The sequence below is a fragment of the Phytopseudomonas punonensis genome, from assembly GCF_900142655.1.
Classification (GTDB): Bacteria; Pseudomonadota; Gammaproteobacteria; order Pseudomonadales; family Pseudomonadaceae; genus Aquipseudomonas; species Aquipseudomonas punonensis.
The window spans coordinates 1-13,890 of the sequence record NZ_FRBQ01000002.1; the positions used below are offsets into that span (position 1 = coordinate 1).

Sequence of the window (13,890 nt, forward strand, 5' to 3'; positions counted from 1 at the left end):
GTTGCTGAAGCTCTGGTTAGTCAGCGTGCCGTTGTAGTCGCTACCCGCTGTCGCAGTACCGGCATTCAGCGAAAGGCTAAAGGTGGTCGGCGTGCCGCTCGCGTTGGTGAGGTTGACGGTGAAGACGGCGTTGTCACCTTCATCGACTTGGCCGCCGGTGGCGTCGACTGCAGAACTGACAGCGCTGACCGTTGGCACTCCATCGTTGTCGATGATCGTGGCAGTACCGCTTTTCCCACCAACAGTCAGGCTGAAGGTTTCGGTCGGCTCAGAGACCGTGTCATTGATGGTCGGTACCGTAACGGTGAAGCTGGATACGCCAGCCGGTACGGTCACCATGCCGGTGCTGGCGTTGTAGGTCACACCGTTGCTGAAGCTCTGGTTGGTCAGCGTGCCGTTGTAATCACTGCCCGCTTTTGCGGTGCCAGCATTTAGCGTCAGGCTGAAGGTGGTGCTGGTGATGCTGGCATTGGTCAGATTGACGGTGAAGACGGCATTGTCGCCCTCATCCACCTGGCCGCCTGCGCTGTCCACTGCGCTGCTGACTGCGCCAATACCCGGAGTGGCGTCGCCCGTGACATTCACGGTTACCGTTGCTTTGCTTGTGCCTCCATTGCCATCACTGACCGTGTAGCTGAAGGACGCAGGGCCGTAGTAATTGCTCGCCGGGGTGAAAGTAATGGAGCCGTTGTCGTTCAGGGTAACGGTGCCATGCTTCGGATTATCAACGCCGATGATGCGCAGGGTATCGCCGTCTGCATCGCTGTCGTTGGCGAGCAGTGTTGACTGGGAAATCGTCAACGCATTGTCATGCCCAGTGACCAGCGCCGGATTGGCTTGGGTTGGAGAGAAGTTGCTTAGCGGCTGATAAGGGCCGCCAGCGAAACTCAATGTAGGTTGTAATGCGGCTTGACCACCTTGATCCCAGTAGATGATTTCAATGGTATGCGCGCCCGGTTCACTGATGGTGAACGAGCCACTATTGGTGCTTGGTGACTGGTTACCGTCGAACCTCGAGACGATCACGCCATCGATCGAGATGCTGTATCCATCGTCGGCTTTGACCTGGAACTGATAGCTTCCCGCCTGCAGCTGCAGAGTGCCGCTCAGTTTTATGATGGCGTCGCTGCTGTTCTCCGGGTCTACATTCAACGATGCGGCGTCAGAGCCCAGAAAAGTTTGCAGGTTGTTGTTACCGCCAAGGTCACCACCACCCAGGCTGTAATTGATGTTCTTCGCCACGAAGGCGGCATCAGGCGAGTTGGCGTCGATAAAGGCACGCACTTGCGCCAGGGAACTCAGGTTGGGGCCATCCAGATTCGCTCCTTCGTGATAAGCGTAATACTGGCCGGTAAGCCCAGCTGCAGTGCCTGGGTCATTGACCGCAACCGGGTTCTGGTTGGCTATGACGGTGACTTTCTGGGTGTCCGTGGCGCCTAGGTTGCCCGCAGCATCGACGACCCGGACCTGATAGGTGTGATCGCCCAGCGACAGGGTTCGGCCATCGGCGTAATCCCAAGTGCCGTTGCTGACGTTCAGGTCAGTCCAGGTATTGCCGCCGTCCACGCTGATCTGCGCTTTTTCACCAGAGCCCAGAGCACCGACCGTACCGCTGACGGTCAACGTGCTGTCGCGTGTAATGAAGTCGCCAGGCGTGCCGGTATCCTCGGATATCTTGACGATATCGATTGCCGCTGAGGGTGGCGTGATGTCGACGCCGTAGCCTTCGGTGTCCGTGCCAATGCCGATGTTGCCGGCGGCATCGGTGGTGCTGATGCTGGCGTTGATGGTCTTGCCGGCGTCGGCGACCAAGTCTGCACCGGGGACGTTAATGCTGAAGCCCAAGGTGCCGTTGGGATTGGCAACGACCGAGCCGGTGAAATCCTGACCGTTGACGGTCAGGGTGACGGTGTCACCGACCTTGGCATCGCCACCGACAGTACCGGTGACCGGAATCTGCTGAGTGGACTCAGCGAGGTTGATCACGTCATCGGCAGTGATGTTGGAGTCGAGGGTGATGGTTGGCGTTGGGGCAGTAACGTCGACGCTGTAGCCTTCGCTATCCGTGGCAGTGCCGATATTGCCCGCGGCATCAGTGGTGCTGATGCTGGCATTGATGGTCTTGCCGGTATCGGCTATCAGATCGGCGCCAGGGACTTTGATGCTGAAGGTATTGTCGGCCTGTACCTGACCTGTGAAGGTCTTGCCATTGACGGTCAGGGTGACGGTGTCACCGACCTTGGCGTCGCCACCGACAGTACCGGTGACCGGAATCTGCTGAGTGGACTCAGCGAGGTTGATCACGTCATCGGCAGTGATGTTGGCGTCGAGGGTAATGGTTGGAGTCGGAGCAGTGGTATCGATCGCGCCGATGTCATTGGCCGAGCCGGTGTTGCCGGCCGGGTCGGTGACTTTGGCATCGACCGAGTACGGGCCTTCGGCCAGTGGTTGAGTCAGCTCAACGCTGTAGGTACCGCCAGCCAGGACCGGAGTGGTCACGGTAAAGGTGTTGGCACCTTGAGTAATAGTCAGCGTAACGATGCTACCAACCGGCGCATCGGTAGTCCCGACGATGGTCGGCGTGGTGTCGTTGGTGACGGCCGGAGCATCGACGGTGATGACAGGTGCAGTGGTATCGATCGCGCCGGTGTCATTGGCCGAGCCGGTGTTGCCGGCAGGATCAGTGACTTTGGCGTCAACCGAGTACGGGCCTTCAGCCAAACCAGCCGGTACATCAGCAGAATAAGTGCCGCCGGCGACCACGGTAGCCGTGGTGGTCAGAGTGGTAGTGCCCTGCGTGATGGTCAGCGTAACGATGCTGCCAACCGGCGCATCGGTCGTACCGGTGATGGTCGGTGTAGTGTCGTTGGTGATGGCCGGAGCATCGACGGTGATGACTGATGCAGTGGTATCGATCGCGCCGGTGTCATTGGCCGAACCGGTGTTGCCGGCTGGGTCAGTGACTTTTGCGTCGACCGAGTACGGACCTTCAGCCAGGCCAGCCGGTACATCAGCGGAATAAGTGCCGCCGGCGACCACGGTAGCCGTGGTGGTCAGAACGGTCGTGCCCTGGGTAATAGTCAGCGTAACGATGCTGCCAACTGGTGCATCGGTAGTCCCGACGATGGTCGGTGTAGTGTCGTTGGTGATTGCCGGGGCATCGACGGTGATGACAGGAGCCGTGGTGTCGATCGCGCCGGTGTCATTGGCCGAGCCGGTGTTGCCGGCAGGATCAGTGACTTTGGCGTCAACCGAGTACGGGCCTTCAGCCAAACCAGCCGGTACATCAGCAGAATAAGTGCCGCCGGCGACCACGGTAGCCGTGGTGGTCAGAGTGGTAGTGCCCTGCGTGATGGTCAGCGTAACGATGCTGCCAACCGGCGCATCGGTCGTACCGGTGATGGTCGGGGTGGTGTCGTTGGTGACGGCTGGGGCATCGACGGTGATGACCGGTGCAGTGGTGTCGATCGCACCAGTGTCATTGGCCGAACCGGTGTTGCCGGCCGGGTCGGTGACTTTTGCGTCGACCGAGTACGGGCCTTCAGCCAGACCAGCCGGTACATCCGCGGAGTAAGTGCCGCCAGCGACCACGATAGCCGTGGTGGTCAGAACGGTAGCGCCCTGAGTGATGGTCAGCGTCACAACACTGCCTACCGGCGCATCGGTAGTGCCGACGATAGTCGGTGTAGTGTCGTTGGTGATGGCCGGAGCATCGACGGTGATGACTGGTGCAGTGGTGTCGATAGCACCGGTGTCATTGGCCGAGCCGGTATTGCCGGCAGGATCAGTGACTTTTGCGTCGACCGAGTACGGGCCTTCGGCCAGCGGCTGAGTCAGTTCGACGCTGTAGGTACCACCAGTCAGAACCGGGGTGGTCACGGTAAAGGTGTTGGCACCTTGCGTGATGGTCAGCGTAACCGTGCTGCCGACAGGAGCATTGGTGGTTCCGACGATGGTCGGCGTCGTGTCGTTGGTGATGGCCGGGGCATCGACGGTGATGACAGGAGCCGTGGTGTCGATGGCACCGGTGTCATTGGCCGAGCCGGTGTTGCCGGCGGGATCAGTGACTTTGGCATCGACCGAGTACGAGCCTTCGGCAAGCGGCTGAGTCAGTTCGACGCTGTAGTTACCACCAGTCAGAACCGGGGTGGTCACGGTAAAGGTGTTGGCACCTTGCGTGATGGTCAGCGTAACGATGCTACCAACCGGCGCATCGGTAGTGCCGACGATGGTCGGTGTAGTGTCGTTGGTGATGGCCGGGGCATCGACGGTGATGACTGGTGCAGTGGTATCAATAGCACCGGTGTCGTTGGCCGAACCGGTGTTCCCGGCCGGGTCAGTGACTTTTGCGTCGACCGAGTAAGGGCCTTCAGCCAGTGGTTGAGTCAGTTCGACGCTGTAGGTACCACCAGTCAGAACCGGGGTGGTCACGGTAAAGGTGTTGGCACCTTGCGTGATGGTCAGCGTAACGATGCTGCCAACTGGTGCATCGGTCGTACCTACGATGGTTGGGGTGGTGTCGTTGGTGACAGCTGGAGCATCGACAGTGATTACCGGCGCTGTGGTATCGACGGTATACGGCCGGCTTGCCGTGGCAGTGCCGACATTGCCTGCCGCGTCCGCACTGCTGACCGTTGCGCTGATGCTGTTGAAACTGCCGAGTTCAGCGCTGCTAACCGGGATGCTGAAGCCGAGCGTTCCATTACCCAGCGCGATAACCGTACCGCTATAGGCATTGCCACCCAGGTTCAGAGTGATCGCATCGCCGACTTTTGCTTCGCCGCCCACTGTGCCGGTGATAGTGACCGTGGCCGCGCCGAGCTCGGTGCTATTGAGGATGTTGTCACTGGTGATCGGGGCTATGCCGACGGTTACAACTGGCGCGGTGGTATCCGGCGTGTTTGCGCCCACACCGGCTGCGTCTGCCGTTGAAAAGATGGCCGGATCGTTATCTTCGATCAGGTTGAAACCAGAGGTGCCCAGGCCGCTTGTCTGAAAACCGATCGTCGGGTCGACGCGCTGGGCCGTCTCGCTGAGCATAATCGCGCTGTGGCCGCCGCCTGCAGCGCCACCGCCACCACCTGCGCCGGGGCCTGCCGCAGTGGGTTCAAGGTCAATAGTCGGGTCAAGGCCTGCGGCCAATGCCTGCTCGAATTCACTGAGAGGAGCTTGTGCGGTACTTTCCGCACCGTCCTGCGTCTCAGGATTGCCGGCCTGCCAGGAACTGTTCGCGCCGAGCTTCACCGTTTCGCCGTTCGCCATCTCCAGAGTCACGGAGCCGCCGTCGGCAGTGGTGACCTGCTCGCCAGCAAAGATGCGATCACCCTCAAAAACCTGACGTCTCAAGCCGTCAACCGAAGTGACGAATACTTGGCCAATCAATGATTTGATGACGGCGGCGAAATTGCTCATAAACAGCTCCATGCGCGGGCGCGAGGTGAATCGTATGAAATGCGTCTATACAGGTTTATAGCGGATGCTGATGAAAAATTGACGTCATTTATCTGGCGTTAATTTTATTGATGCTCCATATTCGCCAGACTATTGACCCTTCGGGTCCGATCATAAACAATCGCACCCGTTGATGTCACTTTGATATTTTCAGGTCTTTTGTCTTCCGTGAGTCACTGAAGTTCAGGTGGCAATGATAGTCTTCGGCCGGCTGCGCAGCGACTTGATATATAGCGATAAACATATCGGCTTTTACAGGGAATTTACCGACCATGCGTTTCATTGCCGCTCTTCCTCTTGCCCTCGCGATTTCTGTTTCAGCTCAGGCTCAGACGCTTAGCGAGGCCATGCAGAATGCGCTCGCCGTGCATCCTGAAATCCAGTCCGGCATCAACGCGCGGCTGGCCGTGGAGGAAGATATGAAGGCGGCGAGGGGGGGCTACCTGCCGCGCGTCGATGTGCGAGCCGGTTATGGTCGTGAAGGCACCGAGAACAACAGCACGCGCAGTGCCAATGATCAGGGCTACCGGACACTGAACCGCTCCGAGTCCAGCCTGACCGTTCAGCAGATGCTGTTCGATGGCTTTGCCACGAGCAACGAAGTTGCCCGTCAGCGCGCCACCGTCAACGCGCGCGCTTATGCGCTGCTGGCCAATACCGAGCGCACTGCCCTGCAGGTGGTTCAGGCGTACCTCGATGTTCTGCAGCGTCAGGAACTGGCGCGCTTGGCGGAAGAAAACCTGCGCAGCCACGAACGTATCTACGACCAGATTTCCCTGCGCAGCGAGCGCGGGGTGGGGCGCATGGCCGACCTCGATCAAGCCGAGGCGCGCCTTGCCCAGGCCCGCAATAACCTGCTCACCGAACAAACCAATTTGGCGGATGCTCAGGTCACCTACCTGAGTGTTGTAGGTAGCGAGCCCGTTGACCTGAGCATGCCCGACAGCATGGGTGTGCACCTGCCCGAAAGCCTGACCGCCGCACGTGACGAGCTGCTGGCCAACAACCCCAACATCAGTTCGGCCGAGGCCGACGTCAAGGCGACCGAAGCGCAGTACGCCGCAGCGAAAAGCGCCTATTACCCGCGCTTCGATGCGGAGTTGTCCACAGGTCTGAACGACAACGTTGACGGTGTGGAAGGCGAGAACAAGGAATGGCAGGCGATGGTGCGCATGCGTTACAACCTGTATGCCGGTGGCAGCGACAGCGCCAACGTGCGCTCCAGGGCGTACCAAAGCAGCCAGGCCATGGATATTCGCAACAATGCACTGCGCGTGCTCAACGAAGAGGTCGGCCTGGCCTGGAACGCGCTGCAGAATGCCCGCGCGCAATTGCCGATCGCCCAGCAGTACGTCGACCACAGCTCCCGTGTGCGTGACTCCTACCAGAAGCAGTTCGGCTTGGGCGAGCGCACCCTGCTGGATCTGCTAGACAGCGAAAACGAGTACTTCACCGCTGCACGCCGTCTGCAGGAAGTGCGCTTCACTGAGCTGTTCACCCATTACCGTATTAAGGCGACCACCGGCACGCTGCTCAAGAGCCAGGGAATCGCGGCGCCGATGGCGTCGGTTCCGCTCGATACGGTGAAGACTAATGTGCAACTGCCCAACTTGAACTAGAGTTCGGTTTTTTAGGTAAGGGTAAATGTGCAGTGGCAGTAGAACCTGATCCGTCCCAGCCTCGTAACGATCCTCGCGACCGTTACGACGATCCCTTGCTGGATAGTCTGCTGTCGTTGTGCAGTCTCCATCAGAAATCCGTCAGCCGAGCCATGCTCACCGCCGGGTTGCCGCTGCCCAAACAGCGCCTGAGCGCTGAATTGCTACCGCGCGCCGCTGCCCGTGCCGGGCTGCAGGGGCGCTGGTTGCGCCGCAACCTCGAGAAAATTCCTGAACTGGCTTTGCCCGCGCTGCTGCTTTTGCGCGATGGGCGCAGCGCCTTGCTGCTCGCCTGGGAGGCCGATGGGCAGGCGCGGATCATGCCCAGTGAAACCGAAGGCGGCGAAGTACGCGTCAGCATCGAGACCCTGGCCGAGGACTACAGTGGTCGGGTGTTCTTCGCCCAGCCTCAGCACAAGTTCGATTTCACCCGTGGCGAGCTGATTCCCCAGGCCGGCTCTTGGTTCCGTGACACCCTCATGCGCTCGCGCTGGCTGTATATCGACGCTGTCGCGGCCAGTCTGCTGATCAACCTGATCGGCCTGGTTACGCCATTGTTCGTGATGAACGTCTATGACCGCGTCGTGCCCAACCAGGCCGAGGCGACACTGTGGGTGCTGGCAGTCGGCATATGCGGGGTGTTCATCTTCGACCTGTTGCTCAAGACATTACGTGGCTTGTGTCTGGATCTTGCCGGCAAGAAGACCGACATGATCGTATCGGCCACCTTGTTCGAGCGCATTATCGGCATGGCGATGAAGCACCGCCCAGCACGCGTCGGCAGCTTCGCGCAGAACATCCACGAGTTTCAGAGCCTGCGCGATTTCCTCGCCTCGCTGACGTTGGCCAGCGTCATCGACCTGCCGTTTACCATCCTGATTCTGGCGGTGATCGCTTATCTGGGTGGGCACCTGGTGTGGATTCCCATCCTTGCCTTCCCGCTGGTCGCGCTGATCGGCTGGGCGCTGCAAAAACCGCTGGCCGAGACCATGGAGCGCAGTATGGCCCTGGCGGCCGAGCGTCAATCCGGGCTGATCGAAAGCCTGGCCGGTCTGGATGCCGTGAAGGTCAATAACGCGGAAAGCGAGCGGCAGTACATCTGGGAACAGACCATCGGCACCCTGGGCCGCTTCGAGCTCAAGGCGCGCATGCTGTCGAGCCTGGCGATGAACTCGACCTTGTTGCTGCAGCAACTCGCCGGTGTGGTGATCATCGTGCTGGGCGTGTACCAGATCATTGCCGGCAACCTGAGCATGGGCGGCCTGATTGCCTGCTACATGCTCAGTTCGCGCGCGCTCGGCCCGTTGGCTCAGGTGTCCGGTCTGCTGATCCGTTATCAGCAGGCGCGTGTGACGCTGGATTCGGTCAACCACATGATGGAGTTGCCCCAGGAGCGTCAGGCTGACGAGCGTCCCCTCAAGCGCCAGACGCTGCAGGGTGGCATCGAGTTTCGCCAGCTGGATTTCCACTATCCCGAGCAGCAGCAAGCTGCGCTGCAAGCTATCAGTCTGGTGATTCGGCCAGGGGAAAAGGTCGGCATCATCGGCCGTAGCGGTTCTGGCAAGAGTTCGCTGGCCAAGCTGATCGTCGGCCTCTACCAGGCTGACGCAGGCAGCCTTCTAGTCGACGGTATCGATGTTCGTCAGCTGGATGTCAGTGACGTGCGTTACAACATCGGCTATGTGCCCCAGGATATCCAGCTATTCGCCGGCACCCTGCGTGACAACCTGGTATCCGGCGCGCGCTATGTCGAGGACGAGCTGGTGCTGCAAGCCGCCGAGCTGGCCGGCGTACACGAGTTCGCGCGGCTGCATCCTAACGGCTATGAGCTGCAGGTGGGCGAGCGTGGGCAGAACCTGTCTGGCGGCCAACGGCAGAACGTGGCACTGGCCCGCGCCTTGTTGCTGGATCCGCCGATCCTGTTGCTCGACGAGCCCACCAGCGCGATGGACAACACCGGCGAAGAGCGCCTTAAACAGCGACTCGCCGCCATCAGCAAGAACAAGACGCTGCTGTTGGTCACACACCGTGCTTCGATGCTCACGCTGGTCGATCGCCTGGTCATCGTCGACCGTGGCCGCATCATCGCCGACGGACCGAAGGAGAGCGTCATGGAGGCGTTGAAGAAGGGGCAGATCAGTGTCAGTTAAGCACTTCTTCCAGCGCTTTTACCGCGCTGCCGCCTCGTATTTCGGCCCCCGTGATGAAGTGGGCGACGAGCCGTTGCCCGAGGTGCGCAAGGCGCTCATCGAGGATGCGCCGCGGGTCATGCGCCTCACGCTCTGGGGCATCATTGCGTTCGTGTTGTTCTGCTTGCTGTGGGCCAACTTCGCCGAGGTCGATGAAGTGACCCGCGGTGACGGCAAGGCCATCCCGTCGTCACGGGTGCAGAAAATCCAGAACCTGGAAGGCGGGATCGTTTCCGAACTGTTCGTCCACGAAGGGCAGGTGGTCGAGGCGGGCACGCCGTTACTGCGCCTGGACGACACACGCTTTGCATCGAACGTGGGTGAGACCGAGGCTGACCGGCTATCCCTGGCCATGCGTGTCGAGCGGCTGAGCGCCGAGGTCGAAGGGCGCGAGCTGGCGATTCCCGAGGATATCGCCGCCAAGGCGCCAGGCCTGGCGCAAAGCGAAAAGGCGCTGTTCCTCAGCCGCCAGCAGCAGCTGCAGGACGAGATCGCCGGGTTGCAGGAACAATTGACCCAGCGCCGTCAGGAAGTACGCGAATACGCGTCCAAGCAGGGCCAGTTCCGCAACAGCCTGGAGTTACTGCGTCAGGAGATTCGCATGTCCGAGCCGTTGGTGGCTGAGGGCGCGGTGTCTCCGGTCGAGGTGCTGCGCCTCAAGCGTGCCGAGGTGGAGGCCCGCGGTCAGTTGGAGGCGACCGGCCTGGCCATCCCGCGTGCCGAGGCAGCGATCAAGGAAGTGGAACGCAAGATCGACGAGACCCGTGGGCGTTTTCGCAGCGAGGCGCTGACTCAGCTCAACGAGGTGCGCACCGACCTGAGCAAGATCGAATCCACCGGCAAGGCGCTCGAAGACCGCGTCAATCGTACGCTGGTCACTTCGCCTGTTCGGGGTATCGTCAAGCAATTGCTGGTCAATACCATCGGCGGGGTGATTCAGCCAGGCAGCGATATGATCGAGATCGTGCCCATCGACGATACCCTGCTGGTCGAGGCGCGCATCCGCCCGCAGGACATCGCCTTCCTGCACCCCGGGCAGGAAGCCGTGGTCAAGTTCACCGCCTATGACTACACCATTTACGGTGGCCTGAAGGCCAAGCTGGAGCAGATCGGTGCGGACACCGTGACTGACGAAGAAGGCAACAGCTTTTACCTGATCAAGCTGCGCACCGAGAAAAGCCACCTTGGCAGCGAGGAACATCCGCTGTTGATCATTCCGGGCATGGTGACGTCGGTGGACATCATCACCGGCAAGAAGAGCGTGCTCAGTTACCTGCTCAAACCGATAATCCGCGCCCGCGCCGAAGCCTTGCGCGAGCGCTGATCGATCAAGCCAGATCTGCCAGAGGGTGATCGCTTAGCGTCGTGAAGTGCGCGGCGATCACTTCGGCCGGTACGCTGGCCACATCCGGCCAATGCCAACGTGGCGCGTGATCCTTGTCGATCAGGCGGGCGCGCACGCCTTCCGCGAATTCCGGATGGCGGCAGCAGCTCAGGCTCATGCCGTACTCCATCTGAAACACCTGGGCCAATGATAGGTGCCGTGCGCGCCTGATCTGCTCGCATACAAGATGGCCCGTCAGCGGGCTCCCTCCCAGCAAGGTTTTGGCGGCTTTGGCCAGCAGGGCGTCATCGTCATTTTCCAGGCTGGCCAGGGCATTCCAGCTCAGCGGCAGGGTGGCCTGGTCGAGCAGCGCATCGATGCGCTCACGACGCGGCAGCCATTGTGCGGCCGGCAGTTCGTAATGAGCCTGCTGTTCCAGCGCCTTGAGCAGGCTATGCAGCTGCAGATCCGGCTGGTCGCGCCAGTTCAGTTGCACCAGCCCTTCGATCAAGGCGTCTTGTTGGGAGTCGAGGAGAAAGCGGTCTGCCAGGTTCAGGTCGAGGGCGTCGCGGGCGTTCATGGGGCTGGCGGTGAGCCCGAAGAACAGGCCTAGCTTGCCAGGCAGGCGGGACAGAAAGTGGCTGCCGCCGACATCCGGAAACAGGCCAATGCTGATCTCCGGCATGGCGAGACGGCTGCTCGGTGTGACGATGCGAATCCCGGCGCCCTGCAGCAGCCCCATACCACCGCCCAGCACGTGACCATGCGCCCAGCAGATCAGTGGTTTCGGGTAGGTGTGCAGGTAGTGATCGAGGCGGTATTCGCGGGCGAAAAAACGTTCGGCAAGCTCAGGTGCGTCGCCAGGGCTGGCCAGACATTTCTTGGCCAGTTGCACCACGTCGCCGCCCGCGCAGAACGCCTTGCTGCCGTTGCCGCGCAGCAGCACGCAGGCGATATCGGCGTTTTCGGCCCAGGCCTGCAGGCGATCCTGCAGGGCATCGATCATCGGCAGCGACAGGGCGTTGAGACTCGCCGGCGCGTCCAGGCTGGCAATGCCTATGCGATAGCCGTGCAGGCTGGCCCGTTCTTCAAAGGTGACATTCATGTGCAGTTCCAGAGGCAGTTGCCGTTGAGAATCACTGGTTGCGCCAGTTGGCCGTACGTTTTTCTAGGAAGGCATTGACCCCTTCGCGCGTATCAGCGGCGTCGAACAGGTCGACGAAACGCTCGCGCTCGGCAGGCAGCCAGGTGGCCGGCGCTCTTTCGCGCGCGCCTTGGATCAGCGGCTTGATGGCGCGTACTGCTACCGGGCTCTGATTGGCGACTTTGGAGGCCAACAGCAGCGCGTGGCCACGTGCTTCGCCGGTATCCACGACCTGTTCCACCAGGCCGATGCGCAGTGCTGTGTCGGCATCGATCCGTTCGCCACACAGAATCATCCTTTTAGCCCAGCCTTCACCCACCAGCCAGGGCAGGTTCTGGGTACCGCCCGCGCAGGGCAACAGGCCCACGCTGGCTTCGGGCAGGGCCATCATGGCCTGGCGTTCGGCAATGCGGATGTCACAGGCCAGGGCGCACTCTAGGCCGCCGCCCATGGCGTAGCCGTTGATTGCAGCGATGGAAACGCCGCGGAAGGCGCTGAGCCGCTCGAAGGCTTCGCCGAAGCGGCTGGCCATTTCCCGAGCGCGGGCCTTGTCGCCGTCGGCGAACAGTTTCAGGTCGGCGCCGGCCGAGAAGAATTTGCCACCCTGGCCGGTGATGACCAGCGCGTAGATGTCATCATCGCGGTCCAGGTGGTCGATCAGCTGCTTGAGACCGATCAGCGATTCTCGGTCCCAGGTATTGGCGGGCGGGTTGTTGATGGTGAGCAGTGCGGTGTGGCCATGCTTTTCCACAGTGAGCTTGTGGGTCAGGTCGAAGATACCCGGTTTGTAGGGTTCAAGTGCCGTACTCATGGGGCGTCCTCTTCAGCGGTGTTGTCTTTACTGTAGCGCCAAAGGCTGGCCGGCGTTACGCCGTTCGGTCTGCCAGGTGGCCAGATCGGGCAGCCCGGTGCCGCCATCCAGACGCTCGACGATTTCGAAGTAATCCTGCTTGAGCGGGTCTTTGAGTACCTCGGCGCGAGGTTTCACTTTCACCGCGTACACGGTCTGGATGTTCTGGTGGTCGAAGCTGCGCCATTGCTGGCGATCTTTGAGCAGCGTGTAGCTGTGGCCTTCCAGGGCCTTGATCAGCGCCTCGCTGTCCAAGCTGCCGGCACGCTTGGCCGCATCCGCCCATTGCTGAACGATGCTGTAGGCCGATGCAGCCGAGCTGGACGGGTACATGGCGTAGCGTTCGCTGTAGGCCTTGACGAAGGCTTTGCCGGGCGCTGAGTTTTCCAGCTCCGGTACGCGCCACGTCCAGGGTTCGGTGCCGACCACGCCCTCCATCAGGCCCGGCCCGGCCTGTTCGACGATGCTCTGGGTGAGGTTCGGCGCGACGATCTGCATGCGCGAGGTAAGGCCCATGTCCTTGGCGATGCGCATGGCCCGCACCAGGTCTTCACCGAACAGCACCAGCGCCAGGACTTCAGCATTGCTGGCGGCGGCCTGGGTCAGCGCGTTCTGGTAGTCCGCCAGGCCGGCGCCGGGGAATGGCACCTTGAGGCCGGGATGCTGGGCGGGGTCCTGCGTGCTGGTGGTCTGGCGTAGCGAGCTTTCGGTGGTATGGCCCCAGGTGTAGTCGGCCGTGACGTAGAAATAGCGTTTATCGGGCAGCTGCTTATTGAGGTACTGGCCCAGCACTTTGGCGCTCATCCAGGCGTTGTTGCACTCGCGGAACATGTATCGGTGGCCATCCTTGCCGGTGGTGTCGTTGGAGTAGGTGAGGGTGCCGAAGTACAGCAGGCCTTGTTGCGCCGCGCGCTTGCCGGCAGCGATGGCGACTGCACTGGAGGCGCCGCCGAACAGCATCGCCGCACCTTCCTTGGCCAGTTTGTCGACGTTGCGCACCGCTTTGTCCGGCTTCGAGGCGTCGTCCAGGCTGGACAGGCGCAGGCTGCGGCCCAGAACTCCGCCCTGGGCGTTGATTTCGTCGATGGCGAGCAGGGCGCCGCGCATTTGCGCCAGGCCTTCTTCTTTGTAACTGCCGGTACGCGGGTAGCTGAGGCCGAGGGTGATGGGGTCGGCAGCCTGAACACAGGCGCTGGCCGCCGTGCACAGGGCCAGAAACGCGAGGAGTCGCTTCATGATGCAGTCCTTGTTTTTATTATGGTGTTGACCGCTCC

General features: G+C 61.2%; 7 protein-coding genes. 3 read left to right on the forward strand and 4 right to left on the reverse strand.

What is annotated here, in order from left to right; genetic code table 11:
• The coding region (locus tag BUC40_RS06675; RefSeq protein ID WP_073263940.1) for a retention module-containing protein at positions 1-5,412 on the reverse strand (5,412 nt) is incomplete at its 3' end.
• 311 nt (positions 5,413-5,723) lie between these two features.
• Between BUC40_RS06675 and BUC40_RS06680 the strand changes: the two genes are divergently transcribed.
• From BUC40_RS06680 to BUC40_RS06690, 3 genes are read left to right on the forward strand one after another with little or no spacing between them, the layout of a single operon-like run.
• Positions 5,724-7,070, forward strand: a complete 1,347-nt coding sequence (locus BUC40_RS06680) for a TolC family outer membrane protein (RefSeq protein WP_073263942.1) — start codon at positions 5,724-5,726, stop codon at positions 7,068-7,070.
• Between the two features lie 32 nt (positions 7,071-7,102).
• Positions 7,103-9,259 carry a type I secretion system permease/ATPase gene (locus tag BUC40_RS06685; protein ID WP_073263944.1) on the forward strand — a complete coding sequence of 719 codons (2,157 nt, stop codon included), beginning with the start codon at positions 7,103-7,105 and terminating at the stop codon, positions 9,257-9,259.
• A gap of 58 nt (positions 9,260-9,317) precedes the next feature.
• A complete protein-coding gene (locus BUC40_RS06690) occupies positions 9,318-10,622 on the forward strand; it encodes an HlyD family type I secretion periplasmic adaptor subunit (protein WP_139272148.1) in 1,305 nt (434 codons plus the stop codon).
• A gap of 4 nt (positions 10,623-10,626) precedes the next feature.
• On the opposite strand, the gene BUC40_RS06695 is transcribed toward BUC40_RS06690, so the two are convergent.
• Genes BUC40_RS06695 through BUC40_RS06705 form a run of 3 tightly spaced genes read right to left on the reverse strand, consistent with a single transcriptional unit; the run spans position 10,627 to position 13,852 of the window.
• Positions 10,627-11,727 carry an enoyl-CoA hydratase/isomerase family protein gene (locus BUC40_RS06695; RefSeq protein ID WP_073263948.1) on the reverse strand — a complete coding sequence of 367 codons (1,101 nt, stop codon included), beginning with the start codon at positions 11,725-11,727 and terminating at the stop codon, positions 10,627-10,629.
• Between the two features lie 31 nt (positions 11,728-11,758).
• Entirely contained in the window at positions 11,759-12,577 is an 819-nt protein-coding gene (locus BUC40_RS06700; protein ID WP_073263949.1) for an enoyl-CoA hydratase, read from the reverse strand.
• Between the two features lie 27 nt (positions 12,578-12,604).
• Positions 12,605-13,852: an ABC transporter substrate-binding protein gene (locus tag BUC40_RS06705; RefSeq protein ID WP_073263951.1), complete on the reverse strand. Its 1,248-nt coding sequence runs from the start codon at positions 13,850-13,852 to the stop codon at positions 12,605-12,607.
• Between the last annotated feature and the right edge of the window lie 38 nt (positions 13,853-13,890).

Coding starts and splice junctions, on each gene's coding strand:
- BUC40_RS06705 (WP_073263951.1), bottom strand. CDS start 13,852: ATGAAGCGACTCCTCGCGTTTCTGGCCCTGTGCACGGCGGCCAGCGCC.
- BUC40_RS06700 (WP_073263949.1), bottom strand. CDS start 12,577: ATGAGTACGGCACTTGAACCCTACAAACCGGGTATCTTCGACCTGACC.
- BUC40_RS06695 (WP_073263948.1), bottom strand. CDS start 11,727: ATGAATGTCACCTTTGAAGAACGGGCCAGCCTGCACGGCTATCGCATA.
- BUC40_RS06680 (WP_073263942.1), top strand. CDS start 5,724: ATGCGTTTCATTGCCGCTCTTCCTCTTGCCCTCGCGATTTCTGTTTCA.